Raw genomic sequence first — 20,323 nt, 5'->3', positions numbered from 1 at the left:
CGGGGCGGAGGAAAGCGGATGAAGGTCGGTATCACCGAGGTCGCGGACCGCGCGCAGGTGAGCGAGGCCACGGTCAGCCGGGTCATCAACCGGCGCCAGGGCGTGTCCCGCAGGACCCGCGAGGCGGTCGAGCAGGCGATGGCCGAGTTGGGGTACGAGCGCCAGACGCGGGGTCAACTCGTCGCGGTGGTCACCGAGTTGGTCTCCAACCCGTTCTTCGCCGATGTCGCCGAGCGCATCGAGTCCGTCCTCGCGCCGCACGGGCTGAAGACGGTCCTGTGCCCGTGTTTCCCGGGCGGGGTACAGGAGTTGGACTTCGTGACCTCGCTCGCCGACCGGGGTGTCGCGGCGGTCGTGTTCCTCTCGGCCAGCAACACGATCGAGGGCGCGGACCCGGCGGCGTACGAACTGCTGCGGTCCCGGAGGATTCCGTTCGTCGGGATCAACGGCCGGTTCGAGGGTGTGAGCGAGGCGCCGGTCTTCTCCACCGACGATCTGCTCGCCGCCGAACTCGCGGTCGACCATCTGTACCGGCTCGGCCATCGCCGGATCGGCATGGCCTCGGGCCCGGTCGGCAACCGTCCGGCCGACCGCCGGGTCAGCGGTTTCGTCGCCTCACTGGCCAGGCGCGGGGTGGAGGACCCGGAGCAGTGGGTGGTCCGGCAGTCGTACACCGTCGAGGGTGGCCAGTCCGCCGCGATCTCGCTGCTCGGCCGGGGTGCCACGGCGGTCGTCGCGGCCAGCGACTACATGGCGCTGGGCGCGATCCGCGGCGCGCGCCGGCAGGGGTACGACGTGCCGGGCGATGTGTCGGTCGTCGGCTACGACGGCTCGATGATCATGGACTTCGTGGACCCGCCGCTCACCACGGTCCGCCAGCCGGCCGACCGGCTGGCCTCGGAGGCGGGCCGCAGCGTCCTCGCCCTGGTCGGCAACCGTGACGTCCCCGTCGGCGAGCTCCTCTTCGACCCCGAGCTGGTGATCCGCGCGAGCACGGCAGCACCGAAAGCCTGAACTGCCCGAACTCCCTTGCTTGTCCAGACCATTGACCCAGAGGTTGGATCTATGGACACTCCAGTCGGAGATCCGACCGGACCGAACCGGCCGTAACTCCTTTTATTCATCGGGTGTTTGACGGCTCATGAATGCTCCGGAGGGGCTATGTCTCGGTCTCGGTTCGTGTTGGTGGGAGTGGCGCTCGCGCTGCTCGTGGGCGGCGGCGGTCCTGTCGCCGCGGCGCAGAGAGCGGCACCGGTCGCGGTGGTCGATGTGGACGCGTACGGCGCCGACCCCTCCGGCCGGACGGACTCGACGCCCGCCGTGGTAGCGGCGCTGCGGCACGCCAAGAAGGTCGATCACGGTCGGCCGGTCCGGATCGTCTTCTCCAGGGGGACCTATCAGCTCTACCCCGAGCGGGCCGAGACGCGTGAGCTGTATGTCTCCAACACCGTTGGCGCGGACCAGCGTTACCGCGACAAGAAGATCGGGCTGCTGATCGAGGACATGCACGACGTCACCGTGGACGGCGGCGGGGCGAAGCTCGTCTACCACGGGCTTCAGACGGCGTTCGCGTCGATCCGCTCGACGAACGTGACGTTCCAGAACTTCTCGTTCGACTACGCGGCCCCCGAGGTCATCGACGCGACCGTCGCCACCGCCGGGGTCACCGACGGGCACGCCTACCGCGTCCTGCGGATCCCGGCCGGCAGCCCGTACGAGGTGAACGGCACGCACATCACCTGGCTCGGCGAGAAGAGCCCGGCCACCGGACAGCCGTACTGGTCGGGCCAGGACGGGCTCCAGTACACCCAGATCCACGACCCGAGGGCGCAGAAGACCTGGCGCGGAGACAACCCGCTGTTCAACGACGTCGCCTCGGTCACCGATCTCGGCGACCGCCGGATCCGGATCGACTACTCCACCGCCTCGCAGCCGACGGACGCCGGGCTCGTCTACCAGATGCGCCTGATCGAGCGCACCGAACCGGGCGCCTTCATCTGGCAGTCCGAGAACGTCACGATGCGCTCGATGAACGCGTACTACCTCCAGTCCTTCGGTGTGGTGGGCCAGTTCAGCGAGAACATCACCATCGACAAGGTGAACTTCGCGCCCGACCCGACGTCCGGCCGCTCGACGGCCTCGTTCGCCGACTTCGTGCAGATGTCCGGCGTCAAGGGCAGGGTCTCCATCACCCGGAGCCTCTTCGACGGCCCGCACGACGACCCGATCAACATCCACGGCACGTATCTGGAGGTCGTGGGACAACCCGGCCCGTCGACCCTCACCCTCTCCTACGAGCACCCGCAGACCGCCGGGTTCCCGCAGTTCGCCTCGGGTGACGAGGTCGAGTTCACCGCCAAGCGGACGATGACCCCGCTGACACCGGCGCACGCGAAGGTGACGGCGGTCGACGGGCCCAGCGGCATGGACCACTCCAAGTCCCTGACCACGATGACCGTCTCCTTCGACCGGCCGGTCCCCGCCGGGGTCGAGATCGGCGGCACGGTCGTCGAGAACATCACGGCCACCCCCTCGGTCGTGATCACCGGCAACACGTTCCGCAACGTGCCCACGCGCGGCATCCTGGTCACCACGCGCAAGCCCGTCCTGATCGCCGGCAACCGCTTCGACGCGATGTCGATGGCCAGCATCTACGTCTCGGCCGACGCCTACCAGTGGTACGAGTCCGGCCCGGTCGCCGACCTCACGATCCGCGACAACTCCTTCACCCGGCCCAGCGGCCCGGTCATCTTCGTGGAACCGACCAACCAGGTCGTCGACCCGGCGCACCCCGTGCACCACGACATCAAGGTCGAGCACAACTCCTTCGACATCGGCGATGTGACGGTCGTCGACGCCAAGAGCGTCGGCGGCTTCACGTTCACCGGCAACACCGTCCGCCGCTTGGCCGCGGCGGACCAACCGCCGTACACCTCACCGCTGTTCGTCTTCCACGGCAGCTCGGACATCGGGATCGCCCGCAACCACTACGACAAGGGCCTCAACACCTCCGTGGTCTCCGACTGAGGAATCACGGCACGCCGCCCGCTGTTGTCGCAGGCAGCAGCGGGCGGCGTGATTCCCAAGGAGGCCGAGCATGTACGGCGACTCAGCAACGATCCGCAAGATCCTCACCGAGTCGGGTGACACCTGGGCGGTCGTGGGCCTGTCCTCGAACCGCTCCCGCGCGGCCTACGGAGTCGCGGAGGTGCTGCAACGCTTCGGCAAGCGGGTCGTCCCCGTCCACCCCAAGGCCGAGCCGGTGCACGGCGAGCAGGGGTACGCCTCGCTCGCGGACATCCCCTTCGAGGTGGACGTCGTCGACGTGTTCGTGAACAGCGACCTCGCCGGACAGGTCGCCGACGAGGCGGTCGCCAAGGGCGCGAAGGCCGTCTGGTTCCAGCTCGGGGTGATCGACGAGTCCGCGTACGAGCGGACCCGGGAGGCGGGCCTGGACATGGTGATGGACCACTGCCCGGCGATCGAGATCCCGAGGCTCGGCCGCAGCTCCGGCTGACCTTCCGTGAAGGCACCGTAAGAAGCCTGTGAGCATGTCAAAGAACGCCTCGAAGACAAGTCAAATTTCAGGCAACGGACTTCTGTAAATATTCATTCATTCCTAGCCTGGGGCCCCTTGCGCGTTAAGCATGCGTGCTGACTTCGAGGGGGCCCTTGACATGGTGAGTGTGGACAAGCTCGTCCCGGAGGCCACCAGAGATCCGAGCGGCTTGCGGCGGGACGTCGGCCTGATCGGACTGATGTGGGCCTCGGTCGGCTCGATCATCGGGTCCGGGTGGCTGTACGGCGCCGAGAAGGCCGTGGTGGTGGCCGGTCCCGCAGCGATCATCTCGTGGTTGATCGGTACGGTCGCGATCGTGCTCCTCGCCCTGGTGCACGCCGAACTCGGCGGCATGTTCCCGGTCGCGGGAGGCACGGCCCGTTATCCGCACTACGCCTTCGGCGGGCTGGCTGGTATGTCCTTCGGCTGGTTCTCCTGGCTTCAGGCGGCGACCGTGGCACCGGTGGAGGTCGAGGCGATGATCGGCTACGCCGGTCACTGGTCCTGGGCGACCGGCTTCCAGCACGCCGACGGAACCCTGACGGGCAGCGGCATCCTCGTCGCCGTCCTCCTCATGGCCGTCTTCGTCGTCGTCAACTTCCTGGGCGTCCGGGTCCTGGCGCACACCAACAGCGCCGCGACCTGGTGGAAGATCGCGGTGCCGCTCGCCGCGATCTTCATCATCGCCGTAGGCAACTTCCACCCCGGCAACTTCACCTCGCACGGCTTCGCGCCGTTCGGGGCCAAGGGTGTGCTGAGCGCGATCAGCTCCAGCGGCATCATCTTCGCCCTGCTGGGCTTCGAGCAGGCCATCCAGCTCGCCGGCGAGAGCCGCGACCCCAAGCGGGACCTGCCGCGGGCGACCCTCGGCTCCGTGGCCATCGGCGCGACCATCTACGTCCTGCTCCAGGTCGTGTTCATCGGCGCGCTCCCGGGCAGTTCCTTCGCACACGGCTGGGCCAAGCTGGCGTACGCCGGCATCAGCGGCCCCTGGGCGGGCCTCGCGACCGTGGTGGGCCTCGGCTGGCTGAGTGTCGTGCTGTACCTCGACGCCGTGATCTCCCCCGGTGGCACTGGCCTGATCTACACCACCGCCACCTCGCGCGTCTCCTACGGCCTGTCCAAGAACGGCTACGCGCCCAAGCTCTTCGCCGAGACCGACAAGCGGGGCGTGCCCTGGTTCGGCCTGATCATCTCCTTCGTGACCGGCGTGGTCTGCTTCCTGCCGTTCCCGAGCTGGCAGGAGCTGGTCGGGTTCATCACCTCGGCGAGCGTGCTGATGTACGCGGGTGCACCGCTCGCGTACGGCGTGTTCTCCGACCGGCTCCCCCAACTGGAGCGCCCCTACCGGCTTCCCCTCGGCAAGGTGCTCTCGCCGCTGTCGTTCGTGGTGGCCAACCTCATCATCTACTGGGCCGGCTGGGACACCCTGTGGCGGCTCGGCGTCGCCATCGTCCTCGGCTATGTACTGCTCGGCGGCTACGCCTGGTACGCCACGGTGAACGGGCGGCCCGACGCGCCCCGGCTGGACTGGAAGGCCGCGCAGTGGCTGCCGGTCTACCTGCTGGGCCTGGGAGTCATCTCGTGGCAGGGCACCTTCGGCGGCCAGGGCAACATCGCGCTGTGGTGGGACATCGCGGTCGTCGCGGTCTTCTCCCTCGGCATCTACTACTGGGCCAAGGCGACCGCGTCGCGGCCCGAGGACATCGAGCGCAGCATCGACGAGGTCGTGATCACGGACGCACCCGCGCACTGATCCGGTCCCCCCTCTCTCTCCCCGCCGCATCCGAACCGGCCGCCCTCCGGGTGGCCGGTTCCCGGTTGTCCGGACACCGTCATAATGGTGCGGTGACTTCCCCCTCCCCCCACCTCAACTCCCCGTCCACCGAACACCGTTCGGTGGTCGTCGTGGGCGCCGGCCCCGCCGGCCTGACCATCGGCGCCATCCTGCGCGCGGCCGGGCTCGACTGCCTGGTGCTGGAGACCGAGACCCGCGAGTTCATCGAGCAACGGCCCCGGGCCGGGGTCATCGAGGAGTGGGCCGTCCGCGGGCTGGAGCAACGGGGCCTCGCCGTCAACCTGTTGGAGCGGGCGCAGCGGCACACCCAGTGCGAGTTCCGCTTCGGCGGCCGACAGCACCGGCTGTCGTACACCGAGCTGACGGGTCATCACCACTACGTCTATCCGCAGCCGTTGCTCGTCACGGACCTGGTGCGGGAGTACGCGGACGTGCGGGGCGGCGCGATCCGTTTCGGGGTGCGGGACGTCGAGCTGCACGACCTGGACACCGAGCGCCCGGCGGTCTCGTACACCGACCCGGAAACCGGTCAACGGCGGCTCGTGCACTGCGACTTCGTGGCGGGCTGCGACGGTGCGCGCGGGGTGACCCGGGCCGCGCTGCCGCCGGAGCGGGTCCGAATAGCGCGGCATGACTACGGCATCGGGTGGCTGGCGCTGTTGGCGGAGGCGCCGCCGTCCTCGGACTGCGTGGTGTTCGGCGTCCATCCGCGCGGCTTCGCCGGGCACATGGCGCGCAGCCCCGAGGTCACCCGCTACTACCTGGAGTGCCCGCCCGGCGACGACCCCGACAACTGGCCGCACGAACGGGTCTGGGCCGAGCTCCAGCACCGGCTCGCCGCGACCGGCGCCCCGCCGCTGACCGAGGGTCCGCTGATCGAGAAGCGCGTGCTCGACATGCACAACTACGTGGTCGAACCCATGGTGTTCGGCCGCCTCTACCTCGCCGGCGACGCGGCCCACCTCACCGCGCCCATCGCCGCGAAGGGCATGAACCTCGCCCTGCACGACGCCTTCCTGCTCGGTGACGCGCTAGTCGCGTACGCCACGAAGGGCGACTCGACGGGCCTGGGCAGTTACTCGGAGGCCTGTCTGGGCCGCGTGTGGGAGTACCAGGAGTTCTCGCAGTGGCTCTCCGAGGTGTACCACGGCACCTCGTCGGGCGACCCGTACCGCGCGGGCACCACCCTCGCCCGACTGCGCCGCGTCTTCGCATCCCCGTCCGCCGGGCTCGCGTTCGCGGAGTCGTACCTGGGCAAGGATCCGGCGAACTGACGGACCGTCAGTCGTGCGGCGGGCGGTCGGTGAGCCGGTGGTCCGCCACGTTCAACGCCTCGTCGACGAGCCGTCGTAGATGACCGTCGCTCAACGCGTAGATCACCCGGCGGCCCTCCTTGCGCGTGGTCACCAGACCCGCGAGACGCAGCCGCGCGAGGTGCTGGCTGACGGCGGGGCGGGCCGCGTCGCAGGCCTCCGTGAGGGTGCTGACGTCCGACTCTCCCGACGTCAGCGCATGCAGGAGGGTCAGGCGGGTGCGGTCGCCCAGGAGGGCCAGGAGTTCGGCCGCCAGCGCGAACTGTTCCTCGCCGGGGGTGCGCGGATGCGCATCGTGCGCAGGTGATAGGTGCATGCGTGCGCTCATACGCACATAATGGCTTCGTGGGCGCGTCACGTCCACCCACACACCGGAAGGGGACGCACGTGAGCGACCATCACCACGAGCACCATCACCACTCCCCCAGGGGCGTCCGGCACCGCCTCGCCCATCTCCTCACCCCCCACTCCCACGAGACCGCCGACAAGCTCGACTCCGCTCTGGAGTCCTCGGCCCGAGGTATGCGCGCGCTCTGGGTCTCACTCGCGGTGCTCGGGGTGACGGCGCTGGTGCAGGCGGTCGTGGTGGTGGTGTCCGGGTCGGTCGCGCTGCTCGGGGACACCGTGCACAACGCGGCGGACGCGCTGACCGCCGTACCGCTCGGTATCGCGTTCGTGCTCGGCCGCCGGGCCGCAACCCGCCGCTTCACGTACGGCTACGGGCGGGCCGAGGACCTGGCCGGTATCGCGATCGTGCTGACGATCGCCGCGTCCGCCGCGTTCGCGGCCTGGGCGGCGGTCGATCGGCTGCTCGATCCGCGTCCGGTGACCCATGTCCCGGTGGTCGCGGTCGCGGCGCTCGTCGGGTTCGTCGGCAACGAGTGGGTGGCCCGGTACCGGATGCGGGTCGGCCGGGAGATCGGGTCGGCCGCGCTGGTCGCCGACGGACTCCACGCCCGTACGGACGGGTTCACGTCGTTGGCCGTGCTGCTCGGGGCCGGCGGTTCGGCGCTGGGGTGGCAACTCGCCGACCCGGTCGTGGGGTTGGCGATCACGGCCGCGATCGCGCTGGTGCTGCGGGACGCGGCGCGCGAGGTGTTCCGGCGGGTGATGGACGCCGTCGATCCCGAGCTGGTGGACCGCGCCGAGCACGCCGTGCGGGAGGTCCAAGGGGTGCGCGGGGTGGGCGAGTTGAGGCTGCGCTGGATCGGGCACCGGCTGCGCGCCGAGGTGGCGGTGGTGGTGGACGGGGAGGCGACGGTACGGCAGGCCCACGCCGTCGCCGTGGCGGCGGAACACGCGCTGCTGCACGCGGTGCCCCGGCTGACGGCGGCTCTGGTGCACGCGGATCCGGCGCCGGTGCCGGGAGAGGCTGACCCGCATGGGGAGTTGGCCCACCACCACGCCATGCTGTGAGGCCGGTTTTCTACGGCTTGGGGCTCAGGCGACGCCCAGCCCCTCCAGCACCACCGCGCCCGGCAGTTCCGCGAACGCCTTGCCGGGGACGAGGAGTTTGCCCCGTCGGCGCCCGCTGCCGACCAGGACGTACGGGAGGTCTACGACGGCCGAGTCCACCAACACCGGCCAGGCGGCGGGGAGTCCGACGGGGGTGATGCCGCCGTACTCCATGCCGCTCTCCCCGGTCGCCGTGTCCATCGACGCGAACGAGGCCTTGCGGGCGCCGAGTTGGCGGCGGACCACGCCGTTGACGTCGGCACGGGTGGTGGACAGGACCACGCAGGCGGCCAGGGTCGTCTCGCCGCCGCGCTTGCCGGCCACGACCACACAGTTCGCGGACCGCTCCAGCAGTTCCCGGCCGTAGTGCTCGACGAAGGTGGCGGTGTCGGCCCACTCCGGGTCGGTGTCGACGTAGACGATCTGCTCGGCGGGGACGCTGCCGTGCCAGCCGCGCACGGCCTCGGCGACCGGGCGGATCAGGTCGTCGAGGCAGTCGGGGGCGGGGGTGGCGTGGTCGAAGTGTCCGATGGGTGCGCGCATGACGGCACGCTAACAGTCGTACGGCGGCGGCTCATGGGGTGTACCGAGCAGCCTTGGCGGGGCCGCTCACGGGGTGTCGCGGTGCACCGGCGGGACGGACACCGCCATCACCATCTCCATCGGTACCTCGCCCCGATTCCCGTATGTGTGCGGGGTGTTGGCCTCGAAGGTGGCGCTCGCGCCGGCCGGCACGAGGTGGTCCTCGCCGTCCACGGTGAGGGTCAGCTCGCCGGTGGTGACATGGACGAGCTCGACCGTGCCGGTGGGGTGGGGCTCGGAGGGGCTGCTCTCCCCCGGCATCAGCCGCCAGTCCCACATCTCCAGCGGTCCGGGGGCCTCGGTGCCGGCGAGGAGGCGGTTGTAGCTGCCGGCCTCGGTGTGCCACAGCCGTACGGCGCGCTCGGCGGGGACGACGCGGACCTTCGGGCCCTGTTCGTAGTCGAGCAGGGTGGTGATGCTGATGCCGAGGGCGTCGCCGATCTTGACGATCGTGCCGATGCTCGGATTGGTGCGGGCCTGCTCGATCTGGATGAGCATGCCCCGGCTGACGGCGGCCCGGGCGGCGAGCACATCCAGGGTGAAGCCGCGCACCGTGCGCCAGTGCTTGACATTGCGAGCCAGGGACTGGGTCAGCAGGTCGAGGTCCGACACGTTCCGTCCATACCTTCAGTTCATTATTGTGAATGACAGAGTTCAGTTCAGTGAACTACGGTGTGGTGCACCCGATTGTTCACCGAACTGTACTGCGAGGCACCCCGTGACAGCATTCTTCGCCCTGGCCACCAGCCTCCTGTGGGGGCTGGCCGACTTTGGCGGCGGCCTGCTGACCCGGCGGACCCCGGCACTGACGGTGGTCGTGGTCTCGCAGGGGATCGCGGCGGCCGTGCTCGGCGCGGTCGTGGTGGCCACCGGGGGCTGGACCGAGGCCGGACCCCGGCTGTGGTTCGCGTTCGCGGCGGGACTGGTGGGGCCGGTCGCCCTTCTCTCCTTCTACAAGGCGCTCGCGCTGGGCCCGATGGGCGTCGTCTCGCCGCTCGCGACGCTGAGCGTGGCCGTACCGGTCGGCGTGGGGCTGTTCCTCGGGGAGCGGCCCGGCCTGTTGCAGGTGGCGGGGATCGCGGTCGCCGTCACGGGGGTCGTCCTCGCGGGCGGTCCGCAGCTGCGGGGCGCGTCCGTGCAGCGGCGGGCGATCCTGCTGACTCTGATCGCGGCGCTCGGCTTCGGCACGGTGTTCGCCCTGATCGCGGAGGCGTCCACCAGCGTGACCGGCCTCTTCCTCGCGCTGTTCGTGCAGCGCCTGACGAACGTGGCCACGGGTGGCGCGGCGCTCTACGTCTCCGTACGGCGGGGCGGGGCCGCGCTTCCGGACGGCGGGTTCCCGTGGGGTTCGCTGCCGGCACTGGCCTTCGTGGGGCTGGCCGACGTGGCGGCCAACGGGACGTACTCGGTCGCCGCGCAGCACGGTCCGGTGACGGTGGCGGCGGTGCTCGCGTCGCTGTATCCGGTGGTGACGTCGCTGGCCGCGCGGGGCTTTCTGCGAGAGCGGCTGCGGGTGATCCAGGCGGCGGGGGCGGGGCTGGCGTTGGTGGGCACGCTCCTGCTGGCGACCGGATGAGGTCGGGTCAGGCCTCGTCGAGTTCCGCGAGGTAGGCGATCGCGTTCTCGTCCAGTTCCGCGAGTCGGGCCGCGCCCGCTTCGTCCAGGTCCGCGAGGGCGCGGAGTTGGTCCGGGGTCACGTCCGCGGGGATCGGCACCGGTGCCGGGGTGCGGAGCGGCGGCTGCCAGCCCTCCATCGGCGTCCAGCGGCGTACGACCCGGGCGGGCGCCCCCGCCACCACGGCGTGGTCGGGCACCGTACCGCGGACCACCGCGCCGGCCGCCACCACCACGTTCCGGCCGATTCGCGCGCCCGGCAGGATCACCGCGCCGGTGCCGATCCAGCAGCCGGGGCCGATCTCGACGGGTTCCATGCGGGGCCACTGCTTGCCGATGGGCTCGTGCGGGTCGTCGTAGGAGTGGTTCGTGGAGGTGACGTAGACGTACGGGCCGAAGTAGCAGTCGCTGCCGATGGTCACCGTCGTGTCGGCGATGACATGGCTGCCGCGGCCGAGGACCACACCGTCGCCCAGGCGCAGGATGGGGTCCGGGCCGAGGTCGAGGTCGGGCATCAGACCGGCGGTGAGGGTGACCTGCTCGCCGACGATGCAGTGGGCGCCGAGGTGGATCCACGGTTCGCCGAACACGGTGCCCAGCGGGAACGCGAGCCGGGTGGCTTCGCCGATCGAGCCGAAGTGGAAGCGGCCGGGGTTCTTGGCCGTCACCGAGCCCGTGCGCTGCACCCAGGCCCAGCCCGCGTGGACGGCGCGCTGCGCGAGGTGGCGCGGCCATTCTGAGAACGTGTTCTTGCGCTTGGGCACTCGCTCACGGTACTCAGCGGCGGGTGCGGCGACGGGGGTCGGCCGCTGTGATCTTCGCCCTACCGGTGTCGTACGGTGCGGGGTGTCTGCGACAGCTTGGAGGGCTTGTGACGCACAGGGCGTTGATCATCGGTATCGGCGGTCGGGAACCCCAGGTCGACGAGGAGGCGTTCGTGGCTCCTACGGCGTCCGTGATCGGGGACGTGACGCTGTCGGCGGGGGCGAGCGTCTGGTACGGGGCGGTGCTGCGGGGGGACGTCGAGGGGATCTCGGTGGGGGCGCGCAGCAATATCCAGGACAACTGCACGTTGCACGCGGATCCGGGGTTTCCGGTCCGGGTCGGGGAGCGGGTTTCCGTGGGGCACAACGCGGTGGTGCATGGGGCGACCGTCGAGGACGACTGTCTTATCGGGATGGGGGCGACTGTTCTCAACGGGGCGGTGATCGGGGCGGGTTCGCTTGTCGCGGCGCAGGCGTTGGTGCCGCAGGGGATGGTTGTGCCGGCTGGGTCGCTGGTCGCCGGTGTGCCCGCGAAGGTGCGGCGCGAGCTGAGCGGTGAGGAGCGGGAGGGGCTCACGTTGAACGGCACGATGTATGCGGAGTTGGCCAAGGCGCACAAGGGGGTGCACAAGTAGGCCGTTCGCAAGGTCAGTCGGCGGCGTTCGCCGGTTCGGGCTCCTGCTTGGCGGCCGTCATCTTCTGGGCCTTGCGGCGGACGATCAGCATGGAGGCGAGGCCCACCAGGACCGCCGCCGCCAGGCCGAAGTACGAGAAGCGCTTGAGCCAGTCCTCGGCGACGATTCCCACGTAGTAGACGACCGCCGTGGTGCCGCCGGCCCAGATGATGCCGCCGAGGACGTTGGCGATCAGGAACTTCCAGTAGGGCATGCGGAGTACGCCCGCTAGGGGGCCCGCGAAGATACGGAGGAGGGCGATGAAGCGGCCGAAGAAGACGGCCCACATGCCCCACTTCTCGAAGGACCGTTCCGCGGTGGCGACATGGCCCTCGCTGAAGTGTCTGGGGAACTTGTTCGCCAGCCAGGCGAGCAGCGGGCGCCCGCCCTTGCGGCCGATCGCGTAGCCGATGGAGTCGCCGATCACCGCGCCCAGGCTCGCGCAGGCGCCCAGGACGAACGGGTTGATGCCCGAGTGCTGGGAGGAGAGCAGGGCCGCCGAGACCAGGACGATCTCACCCGGCAGCGGGATGCCCAGGCTCTCCACCCCGATGACGAGTGCCACCACGGCGTAGACGGCCACCGCCGGAACCGAGTCGAGCCATTCCTGGACGTGCAACGCCGGTCCTCCCGGATTCGCGGACTGCCTGTCGTGCCGGCGTGCGCCGGACGACAGGCGCACTCAGGAAGCCTACCGCCCGACTCAGGACGGCAACGCCCCTCGGTCGACCGCGCATCGGAACCGGTCCGTTACCTGCCAGGCGGACCGAAATGGCATCGACTACCCGAGATTCACTTAAGGTAGCCTTGCCTAAGTTGGCCGGTTTCCGGAGGGTGGCTGGTGGGAGCAGGGGAACTGTCGGGGCGGGACGTCCTGGCGCGCTCGGTCAAGGGACAGATACGGCGCGTCGCGCTCGGCTCGGCGCTCGGATGCGTGCACCAACTGGGGGAAGCCCTGGTGCCGGTGCTCATCGGTGTCGTCATCGACCAGGCCGTCGCCGGTCAGAACGCGGGACGGCTCGCGCTCTGGCTCGGTGTGCTGGCCGTCATGTACGTGACGCTGTCCTGGAGTTTCCGGCTGGGCGCCAAAGCCGGTGAGCGCGGTGCCGAAGAGGCCGCGCACACACTCCGGTTGGCGATCGTCGGGCGGGTGCTGGACGCCCGCGGCGGTGCCGAGGAGGGACGGCTGCCCGGTGAGCTGGCCAATGTCGCCACCGAGGACGCCAAGCGGGTCGGTGCCGTCAACATGGCGCTGATGAGCGGGATTTGGGCGATCGCGGGCGTCACTGTCAGCGCCGTCGCGCTGCTGCTGACGTCTGTGACACTCGGGTTGATCGTGCTGCTGGGCACGCCCGTGCTGCTGTGGCTGGGGCATCTGCTGAGCAAGCCGCTGGAGCGGCGCAGCGAGGCCGAGCAGGACCGGGCCGCCCACGCGTCGGGCGTCGCCGCCGACCTGGTGGCCGGGCTGCGGGTACTCAAGGGGCTCGGGGCGCAGCAGGCCGCCGTCGAGCGGTATCGACGGACGAGTCGTATCTCCCTTGCCGCCACGCTGCGTTCGGCGCGGGCCCAGTCCTGGCAGACGGGCCTCGTGCTCGCGCTCACCGGTGGGTTCATCGCGCTGATCGCCCTCGTGGGCGGCCGGCTGGCGCTCGACGGGGCGTTGACTCTGGGCCAGTTGGTGTCGGCGGTGGGTCTCGCGCTGTTCCTGCTCGGGCCGTTGGAGACCTTCGCCTGGGTCAACGCCGAGCTGGCGCAGGGCCGTGCCTCGGCCGCCCGGGTCGCGGAAGTGCTCGCCACCGGGCCCGCCGTCGTCGACGGGGACGAGGCGGTCGCCGAGCCGGTGCGTGGGGAACTACGGCTGCGCGGTGTACGGCTCGGTGGGCTCGACGGTGTCGATCTCGACCTGCCCGCCGGGCGGTTGACCGGCATCGCGGTGACGGACCCGGCCGGTGCCGAGGCCCTGTTGCGCTGCCTCGGCCGCGAGACGGACCCGGAGTCGGGCTCGGTCGAGCTGGACGGCGTGGCGCTGACTCGGCTCGATCCGGCGGGACTTCGGGCGGCCGTGCTGGTCGCCGCGCATGACGCGGCGCTGTTCGAGGGGTCGTTGGCGGAGAACGTGTCGCCGGAGAGCGACTCGGAGGGCGACTCGCAGAGCGGAGCGGGCGATCTCCTCACCGAGCGTGCCATGGTCGCCGCCCGTGCCGACGAGGTCGCCGACTCGCTGCCGCACGGCACCGCGACCGACGTCGGTGAAGGTGGCCGTTCCCTCTCCGGTGGCCAGCGCCAACGCGTCCTGCTGGCGAGGGCGTTGCGCGCCGACCCACCCGTCCTGGTCGTGCACGATCCGACCACGGCCGTCGACACCGTGACGGAGGCCCGTATCGCGAGCGGCCTGCGCGAGTTCCGGCAGGGGCGCACCACGATCGTGGTGACCAACAGCCCCGCCCTGCTCGCCGTCACCGACCACGTGATCCTCCTCGACGCGGGCCGCGTCGGCGCCGAGGGCACCCACGCCGACCTCGTACGAACCGACGCGACCTACCGGACGGCGGTGCTGGCATGACGACGGACGCCATACGGACGACGGACTCCGACCGTGCCCTGCTCCCCACCGCCACCCCGGCCCGCACCCGCGCCGCCGTTCGTGAACTGCTGCGCCCGCAGCGGGGGTTGGCCTTCGCCGGGTTCGGGCTGATGGTGCTCGCCACGGCGGTCGGGCTGCTCACACAGCCGCTGCTGGGCCACATCGTGGACATCGTCACCGAGCACCGCTCCCCCGACGCGCTCACCTTCCCCGTGGTCGCGCTGGCCGTGGTCGCCCTGGTCCAGGGGATGACCACCGCGCTGGGCATGTCCCTGGTGTCACGGCTCGGGGAGACCGCGCTGGCGCGCCTGCGTGAACTGTTCGTCGAGCGGGCCCTCTCACTTCCGTTGGACCGGGTGGAGAAGGCGGGGTCCGGTGACCTCAACGCCCGTGTCACACGCGACGTTTCACGGGTCGCCGACGCCGTGCGCGGGGCGCTGCCCGAGCTGGCGCGGTCCGTGCTGTCGATCCTGCTGACGCTGGGCGCGCTCGCGCTGCTGGACTGGCGGTTCCTGCTGGCGGCGCTGATCGCGGTGCCGGTGCAGGCGCACACCGCCCGCTGGTATGTGCGCAACGCCGTTCCCCTGTACGCCAAGGAGCGCATCGCCACCGGGACCCAGCAGCAGCAGTTGCTGGACACCATCGGCGGGGCCCGGACCGTACGGGCGTACCGCTTGCAGAAGGGCCACTCGCGGCGGGTCACCGAGCGCTCGCGCTCGGCGGTCGAACTGACCATGAGCGGAGTGCAGTTGATGCTCCGCTTCTACAGCCGGCTGCACATCGCCGAGTATCTGGGGCTGTCCGCCGTCCTGGCCACCGGGTTCCTCCTGGTGCGCAACGGCTCCGCCTCGGTCGGTACGGCCACCGCCGCCGCGCTGTACTTCCACACGCTCTTCGGCCCGGTCAACACCGCGCTGGTGCTGCTCGACGACGCCCAGTCGGCAACGGCCGGACTCGCGCGCCTCGTTGGGGTCGTGGACGAGCCCGCGCCGGTGGTCGCCGACCGCGCGGACGACCGTACGACCGCCGCCGGGCCCCCGTCCGTGACGCTGACCGGTGTCTCCCACGCGTATGTGCCGGGCCGCCCGGTGCTGCACGACGTCGACCTGGAGATCCGGCCCAAGGAGCGGGTCGCGCTGGTCGGTACGACCGGTGCGGGCAAGACGACGCTGGCCAAGCTGGTCGCCGGGCTGCACCGCCCGCAGTCGGGCCGGATCGACGTCGGGGGCCAGGAGCCGGACGAGGCAGGGCAGTTGGTCGGGCTCGTCACGCAGGAAGTACATGTCTTCGCCGGGCCACTCGCCGAGGATCTACGGCTGGCCCGCCCCGAGGCGCACACCGAGGAACTCCGCGAGGCGCTCGCCACGGTGGGCGCGCTCGGCTGGGTCGAGGCGTTGCCGGAGGGCCTGGACACGGTCGTCGGCGACGGAGGTCACCGGCTGACCGCCGACCGGGCGCAGCAACTCGCCCTGGCCCGGCTGCTGTTGGCCGACCCTCCCGTCGTCGTGCTCGACGAGGCCACGGCGGAGGCGGGCAGTTCGGGCGCGCGGCAGCTCGACGAGGCCGCCGAGCAGGCCCTGCGCGGCCGTACGGCACTGGTCGTGGCGCACCGGCTCAGTCAGGCCGCGTCCGCGGACCGGGTCGTCGTGCTGAGCGACGGGCGGGTCGTGGAGAGCGGCACGCACGACGAACTCCTCGGCGCCCAGGGCCAGTACGCGGCTCTGTGGCACGCCTGGTCCGGCAGCCGCTCCACCGAGTCCGCGCCCGAAGCCCACTAGCCCTCCTCTCGCCGAAGACCTGTCACCCCCCGCCGACCCATCGCGACGAACAGAAGGATCATCCGATGCCCCGCGCCACCAGAGCTGCCCGGCTGTCCGGCCTGCTCGCCTCCGTCCTCCTGCTGGCCGTCACGGCGGTCGGCTGCGGTTCCTCCAACTCCGATTCCGCTTCGTCCAGTTCATCCGGTTCGAACACGTCGGGGTCCGACGCGAAGGCCTCCGCGGACGCCTTCCCCGTGACGATCGCCCACAAGTTCGGCAGTACGACGATCAAGTCCGAGCCCAAGCGGATCGTCACCGTCGGTCTCACCGATCAGGACGCCGTCCTCGCCCTGGGCAAGGTGCCGGTCGGTACGACCGAGTGGCTCGGCGGTTACAAGGGCGCGATCGGCCCCTGGGCCCAGGACAAGCTGGGCAGTTCGGCCGCGCCGACCGTCCTGAAGGACACCGGCACCGGTCCGCAGGTGGAGAAGATCGCCGCCCTGAAGCCGGATCTGATCCTCGCCGTGTACTCGGGTCTGACCAAGGCGCAGTACCAGAGCCTGTCGCAGTTCGCGCCGGTCGTCGCCCAGCCGAAGGCCTACAACGACTACGGCGTGCCGTGGCAGCAGCAGACCGAGGAGATCGGCCAGGCGCTCGGCAAGGCCGCCGAGGCCAAGACCCTGGTGTCGGGCGTCGAGGCCAAGTTCGACGCGGCCAAGAAGGCCAACCCCGCCTTCGCCGCGGCGACGGCCGTCATGGCCACCCCGTACGAGGGCGTGTTCGTCTACGGCAGCCAGGACCCGCGCTCGCGGCTCCTCTCCGACCTGGGCTTCAAGCTCCCGACGGGCCTCGACAAGGTCATCGGTGACACGTTCGGCGCCAACATCAGCAAGGAGCGCTACGACCTGCTGGACCAGAAGGTCGCGGTGTGGATCGTGCCGGACACCACCACGGCCGTCACCAAGCTCCACAGCGACAAGATCTACGGCGACCTGAACGTGGTGAAGCAGGGCCGCGAGGTCTTCATCAAGGAGACCAGCGACTACGGCAACGCCGTATCTCTTTCCACGGTGTTGAGCATCCCCTACGTCCTGGACCGCCTGGTGCCGCAGCTCGCGGCCGCGGTGGACGGCAAGACCTCGACGAAGGTGGAGCAGCCCGCTTCCTGATCCACGGGTATGCGAAAGGGGGGCGGGTCCGAGAGAGTTCGGACCCGCCCCCCTTTCGTGTGCTCAGACCCCGTCGACCAGGCTCTTGGGCCTCATGTCCGTCCAGTTGGTCTCGATGTGGTCGAGGCACTCCTGCCGTCCGGCCGGTCCGTACGCGACCGTCCAGCCCGCCGGCACGTCCACGAACTCGGGCCAAAGACTGTGCTGGCCCTCGTCGTTGACGAGAACGGAGTAGACGCCGTCGGGGTTCTCGAACGGGTTGCTCATGTCGGGGGTTCCTTGCCTCTCTGATGCGGACTGATGCGGTCTGATGGGTAAGTGGGGTGCGGTCAGGGCTGGTTGAGGGTGTCGGCCCGTCGTACGACGGCCTCCAGCGCCCGGAACCAGGTGCGGGCCAGGTCCCCCACCTGTTCCTCGGTGAGGAGTTCGGCGGCGTACGCCCAGTGGGCGCTCAACTCGGGGCCCTCGGGGCGGTCTTCGGTGATGGCGTTGAGGGTCAGGGCGTGGGACATCGGCTGGCCGGGGTCGGCGTCGAGGTCGGCGGCGTCGTCCTCGGGGGCGTAGGACCAGTCGGCAGCCGCCGGGCGGTCGAAGCGGCCCATGTAGTTGAACTCGATCTGCGGCTCGCCGAGTTGGGCGAGCCGTGCGCCCGTACCGGCGTTGAGATGGCGCAGCAGTCCGTGTCCGATGCCGGCCGTGGGCAGCGCGGTGAGGTGCTCGCGGACGCGGGCCAGGGCCGTGTCCAGCGCGGGTCCGCCCGCGAAGGCGTCCGCCGGGTCGGCCTCGCCCGGGTCGAGTCGTACGGGTACGACGCTGGTGAACCAGCCGACCGTACGGGACAGGTCGGCGTCGCCCGCGAGTTGCTCCTCGCGGCCGTGGCCCTCCACGTCCACCAGGACGGGCCCGCCCGGGAGTTCGGCACCCAGGGTGCGGGTGCGCCAGTCGCCGACCGCGAGGGCGAACGCGGTGAGCAGCACGTCGTTGACGGTGGCTCCGAACGCGGCCGGGGACCGGCTCAGCAGCGGGCCGGTGAGGTCGGCGGGCAGGGTCAGGGCGAGGTAGCGGGTGGTGGCGACCGTGTCCCGGGCCGGGTCGAGCGGTCGGGCCAGCGGGAGTTCGGCGCCTTCGGCGAGGGCGGAGGTCCACCACGGCAGCTCGTCCTCGGTCGCCGGGTCGGTCGCGCGGGTGCCGAGGAGTCGGGACCAGCGGGCGAACGACAGCTCCACGGGGGCGAGTTCGGGCGTACGGCCGCCCCTGACCGCCGCCCAGGCGGTGGCCAGGTCGGGCAGCAGGACGCGCCAGGAGACGCCGTCGATCACCAAGTGGTGGACGAGGACGAGCAGTCGGCCGGGCTGTCCGGGTCCGGCGTCGAACCAGACCGCCCGCACCATCGCCCCGGCGTCCGGGTCGAGCCCGGCCCGGGCCGTCTCGGCGTGCCGGGAGATGGCCGCGCGCAGTGCGTCGTCGTCCGCGCCCCGCACGTCGACGCGGGTGAGCCAGGTACTGACGTCGGTGTCCCGTGCGGACGGCACCCGCAGCAACCACTCGGGGTCGCGGACCAGTTGGGCGCGCAGCATGTCGTGTCGGCCGGCGAGCGCCGTGAGCACGGTGAGCAGTCCGGGTTCGCTGAGGTCGGCCGGGGTCTGGACCAGGGCCGCCTGGTGGTAGGCGGCGATGGGTCCGCCGCGCTCCAGCAGGCCGCGCATGATCGGGGTGAGCGGGACGGCGCCGGTGCCGTCGTCGTGGACCGCGTGCCGTTCATCGGTGCCGAGCGGGACGGCAACGGCCGCGAGGGCGGCGACGGTTCGGTGCTGGAAGACCTGCCGGGGCGTGACCCGCAGACCGGCGGCGCGGGCCCGGGCGACCAGTTGCATGGCGACGATGCTGTCACCGCCGAAGGTGAAGAAGTCGTCGTCGGTGCCGACCGCCTCGGCGGGCAGCCCGAGCGCGTCCGCGAACAGGTCGCGCAGGGTGCGCTCGGTGTCGTTCTCGGGGGCCCGGCCGCCGCCCCGCGCGGTGAAGTCCGGGGCGGGCAGGGCGGATCGGTCGAGCTTGCCGTTCGACATCAGCGGCAACTCGTCGAGGACGACCACGGCGGCCGGGACCATGTAGTCCGGCAGTGCGGAGGCGGCGTGGGCGCGCAGTTCGGCCCCGTCCGTCCCCTCGGCGACCACATAGGCGATCAACTGCCGTATGCCGGGCCGGTGTTCGCGGGCCACGACGACGGTCTGCGTGACGGAGGGGTGGGTGTCCAACGCGGCCTCGATCTCGGCGAGTTCGATGCGGTAGCCGCGGATCTTGACCTGGTCGTCGGTGCGGCCGGCGAACTCCAGCAGACCGTCCTCGGTCCAGCGGGCCAGGTCGCCGGTGCGGTACATCCGGGCGCCGGGCTCGGTGGCGTGCGGGTCGGCGACGAAGCGCTCGGCGGTGAGTTCGGGGCGCCCGAGGTAGCCGCGGGCCAGGCCCGGTCCGGAGAGGTACAACTCGCCGGTGACGCCCGGCGGTACGGGGCGCAGGGCGGTGTCGAGGACGTAGGCGCGGGACTCGTGGACGGGGCGTCCGACGACCGGGGTGGCGCTGTCGCGGACCCGGCCGACGAGCGCGTCCACGGTGGCCTCGGTGGGGCCGTAGAGGTTGAACGCCTCGGTGTCCTGAAGCGCTGCCAACCGCGCCCACAGCGACTCGGGTACGGCCTCGCCGCCGAAGCCGACCACGGAGAGCGGGCAGTCGCCCTCGGCGCCGATCAGGCCGCTGTCCGCCATCTGCGCGAGCAGCGACGGGGTGACCTCGATGAAGTCGATGCCCCGGTCGCGGACGAACGCGGCGAGGAGTTCGGGGTCACGGCGGGTCTCGTCGTCGGCGATGTGCAGCGCGTGCCCGTCAAGGAGCCACAACTGCGGTTGCCAGGAGGCGTCGAAGGAGAACGACCAGGCGTGCCCGACGCGCAGGCGACGCAGTCCGGTGCGTTCCCTGGCCACCTGATGCAGGTCGTGCCGGTGGCTGTGGAAGAGGTTGGCGATGCCTCGTTGGGTGACGACGACGCCCTTGGGG

General features: G+C 71.0%; 18 protein-coding genes. 11 read left to right on the top strand and 7 right to left on the bottom strand.

Annotation, left to right across the window (positions count from 1 at the left end):
* Nucleotides 1–18 precede the first annotated feature (18 nt).
* The 5 genes from JHN63_RS10400 (at nucleotide 19) to JHN63_RS10380 (ending at nucleotide 6,631) form a co-directional block, all read left to right on the top strand.
* Complete coding sequence (locus JHN63_RS10400; protein ID WP_200679029.1) at nucleotides 19–1,014, top strand: LacI family DNA-binding transcriptional regulator; 996 nt, start codon at nucleotides 19–21, stop codon at nucleotides 1,012–1,014.
* A gap of 147 nt (nucleotides 1,015–1,161) precedes the next feature.
* The gene (locus JHN63_RS10395) at nucleotides 1,162–3,027 is read left to right on the top strand and encodes a right-handed parallel beta-helix repeat-containing protein (protein WP_200679027.1); all 1,866 of its coding nucleotides are present in this window, start codon (nucleotides 1,162–1,164) and stop codon (nucleotides 3,025–3,027) included.
* Between the two features lie 70 nt (nucleotides 3,028–3,097).
* The gene (locus JHN63_RS10390) at nucleotides 3,098–3,517 is read left to right on the top strand and encodes a CoA-binding protein (RefSeq protein ID WP_200679025.1); all 420 of its coding nucleotides are present in this window, start codon (nucleotides 3,098–3,100) and stop codon (nucleotides 3,515–3,517) included.
* 160 nt (nucleotides 3,518–3,677) lie between these two features.
* On the top strand, nucleotides 3,678–5,315 hold the full coding sequence (locus tag JHN63_RS10385) for an APC family permease (protein ID WP_200679023.1): 1,638 nt from the start codon (nucleotides 3,678–3,680) through the stop codon (nucleotides 5,313–5,315).
* A 92-nt stretch (nucleotides 5,316–5,407) separates the two neighbouring features.
* Nucleotides 5,408–6,631 carry a 4-hydroxybenzoate 3-monooxygenase gene (locus tag JHN63_RS10380; protein WP_200679022.1) on the top strand — a complete coding sequence of 408 codons (1,224 nt, stop codon included), beginning with the start codon at nucleotides 5,408–5,410 and terminating at the stop codon, nucleotides 6,629–6,631.
* 7 nt (nucleotides 6,632–6,638) lie between these two features.
* Here the strand turns inward: JHN63_RS10380 and JHN63_RS10375 are convergent, their stop codons facing one another.
* Nucleotides 6,639–6,998 (bottom strand): metalloregulator ArsR/SmtB family transcription factor, encoded by a 360-nt coding sequence (locus JHN63_RS10375; RefSeq protein WP_043258440.1) that lies wholly within the window; start codon nucleotides 6,996–6,998, stop codon nucleotides 6,639–6,641.
* A 59-nt stretch (nucleotides 6,999–7,057) separates the two neighbouring features.
* Here JHN63_RS10375 and JHN63_RS10370 point away from each other — a divergent pair, with 59 nt between their 5' ends.
* A complete protein-coding gene (locus JHN63_RS10370) occupies nucleotides 7,058–8,086 on the top strand; it encodes a cation diffusion facilitator family transporter (protein WP_200679021.1) in 1,029 nt (342 codons plus the stop codon).
* 24 nt (nucleotides 8,087–8,110) lie between these two features.
* Here JHN63_RS10370 and JHN63_RS10365 read toward each other — a convergent pair whose 3' ends face one another.
* Together JHN63_RS10365 and JHN63_RS10360 are read right to left on the bottom strand one after the other, a co-directional pair.
* Entirely contained in the window at nucleotides 8,111–8,668 is a 558-nt protein-coding gene (locus JHN63_RS10365) for a YbaK/EbsC family protein (RefSeq protein WP_200679020.1), read from the bottom strand.
* 66 nt (nucleotides 8,669–8,734) lie between these two features.
* Nucleotides 8,735–9,319 carry a helix-turn-helix domain-containing protein gene (locus tag JHN63_RS10360; protein ID WP_200679019.1) on the bottom strand — a complete coding sequence of 195 codons (585 nt, stop codon included), beginning with the start codon at nucleotides 9,317–9,319 and terminating at the stop codon, nucleotides 8,735–8,737.
* A 106-nt stretch (nucleotides 9,320–9,425) separates the two neighbouring features.
* On the opposite strand from JHN63_RS10360, the gene JHN63_RS10355 reads away from it, so the two are divergent.
* Nucleotides 9,426–10,283 carry a DMT family transporter gene (locus JHN63_RS10355; protein ID WP_200679018.1) on the top strand — a complete coding sequence of 286 codons (858 nt, stop codon included), beginning with the start codon at nucleotides 9,426–9,428 and terminating at the stop codon, nucleotides 10,281–10,283.
* 7 nt (nucleotides 10,284–10,290) lie between these two features.
* On the opposite strand, the gene JHN63_RS10350 is transcribed toward JHN63_RS10355, so the two are convergent.
* A complete protein-coding gene (locus JHN63_RS10350) occupies nucleotides 10,291–11,085 on the bottom strand; it encodes an acyltransferase (RefSeq protein WP_200679017.1) in 795 nt (264 codons plus the stop codon).
* A gap of 107 nt (nucleotides 11,086–11,192) precedes the next feature.
* On the opposite strand from JHN63_RS10350, the gene JHN63_RS10345 reads away from it, so the two are divergent.
* The gene (locus tag JHN63_RS10345; RefSeq protein WP_200679016.1) at nucleotides 11,193–11,720 is read left to right on the top strand and encodes a gamma carbonic anhydrase family protein; all 528 of its coding nucleotides are present in this window, start codon (nucleotides 11,193–11,195) and stop codon (nucleotides 11,718–11,720) included.
* 13 nt (nucleotides 11,721–11,733) lie between these two features.
* Here the strand turns inward: JHN63_RS10345 and JHN63_RS10340 are convergent, their stop codons facing one another.
* Nucleotides 11,734–12,378 carry a DedA family protein gene (locus JHN63_RS10340; protein WP_200679014.1) on the bottom strand — a complete coding sequence of 215 codons (645 nt, stop codon included), beginning with the start codon at nucleotides 12,376–12,378 and terminating at the stop codon, nucleotides 11,734–11,736.
* 222 nt (nucleotides 12,379–12,600) lie between these two features.
* Here JHN63_RS10340 and JHN63_RS10335 point away from each other — a divergent pair, with 222 nt between their 5' ends.
* The 3 genes from JHN63_RS10335 to JHN63_RS10325 all read left to right on the top strand — a co-directional run bounded on the left by JHN63_RS10335 (nucleotide 12,601) and on the right by JHN63_RS10325 (nucleotide 17,272).
* Nucleotides 12,601–14,322 (top strand): ABC transporter ATP-binding protein, encoded by a 1,722-nt coding sequence (locus JHN63_RS10335; RefSeq protein WP_200679013.1) that lies wholly within the window; start codon nucleotides 12,601–12,603, stop codon nucleotides 14,320–14,322.
* Nucleotides 14,319–16,121: an ABC transporter ATP-binding protein gene (locus tag JHN63_RS10330; RefSeq protein ID WP_200679012.1), complete on the top strand. Its 1,803-nt coding sequence runs from the start codon at nucleotides 14,319–14,321 to the stop codon at nucleotides 16,119–16,121. Before JHN63_RS10335 ends, JHN63_RS10330 begins: the two co-directional genes overlap by 4 nt.
* A 65-nt stretch (nucleotides 16,122–16,186) precedes the next feature.
* Complete coding sequence (locus JHN63_RS10325; protein ID WP_200679011.1) at nucleotides 16,187–17,272, top strand: iron-siderophore ABC transporter substrate-binding protein; 1,086 nt, start codon at nucleotides 16,187–16,189, stop codon at nucleotides 17,270–17,272.
* A gap of 63 nt (nucleotides 17,273–17,335) precedes the next feature.
* Here JHN63_RS10325 and JHN63_RS10320 read toward each other — a convergent pair whose 3' ends face one another.
* Together JHN63_RS10320 and JHN63_RS10315 are read right to left on the bottom strand one after the other, a co-directional pair.
* Nucleotides 17,336–17,539 (bottom strand): MbtH family protein, encoded by a 204-nt coding sequence (locus JHN63_RS10320; RefSeq protein ID WP_200679010.1) that lies wholly within the window; start codon nucleotides 17,537–17,539, stop codon nucleotides 17,336–17,338.
* Between the two features lie 62 nt (nucleotides 17,540–17,601).
* The coding region (locus JHN63_RS10315) for a condensation domain-containing protein (protein WP_200679009.1) at nucleotides 17,602–20,323 on the bottom strand (2,722 nt) is incomplete at its 5' end.

Origin of the sequence: Streptomyces sp. MBT65, assembly GCF_016612545.1 — a bacterium.
GTDB lineage: Bacteria > Actinomycetota > Actinomycetes > Streptomycetales > Streptomycetaceae > Streptomyces.
This window is presented reverse-complemented; position numbering and strand designations above follow the sequence as displayed.

What these genes read in the sequence shown, in the direction of transcription:
- JHN63_RS10400 (WP_200679029.1), top strand. Translation starts at nt 19, where the DNA reads ATGAAGGTCGGTATCACCGAGGTCGCGGACCGCGCGCAGGTGAGCGAG.
- JHN63_RS10365 (WP_200679020.1), bottom strand. Translation starts at nt 8,668, where the DNA reads ATGCGCGCACCCATCGGACACTTCGACCACGCCACCCCCGCCCCCGAC.
- JHN63_RS10330 (WP_200679012.1), top strand. Translation starts at nt 14,319, where the DNA reads ATGACGACGGACGCCATACGGACGACGGACTCCGACCGTGCCCTGCTC.
- JHN63_RS10390 (WP_200679025.1), top strand. Translation starts at nt 3,098, where the DNA reads ATGTACGGCGACTCAGCAACGATCCGCAAGATCCTCACCGAGTCGGGT.
- JHN63_RS10385 (WP_200679023.1), top strand. Translation starts at nt 3,678, where the DNA reads ATGGTGAGTGTGGACAAGCTCGTCCCGGAGGCCACCAGAGATCCGAGC.
- JHN63_RS10375 (WP_043258440.1), bottom strand. Translation starts at nt 6,998, where the DNA reads ATGAGCGCACGCATGCACCTATCACCTGCGCACGATGCGCATCCGCGC.
- JHN63_RS10320 (WP_200679010.1), bottom strand. Translation starts at nt 17,539, where the DNA reads ATGAGCAACCCGTTCGAGAACCCCGACGGCGTCTACTCCGTTCTCGTC.
- JHN63_RS10395 (WP_200679027.1), top strand. Translation starts at nt 1,162, where the DNA reads ATGTCTCGGTCTCGGTTCGTGTTGGTGGGAGTGGCGCTCGCGCTGCTC.
- JHN63_RS10325 (WP_200679011.1), top strand. Translation starts at nt 16,187, where the DNA reads ATGCCCCGCGCCACCAGAGCTGCCCGGCTGTCCGGCCTGCTCGCCTCC.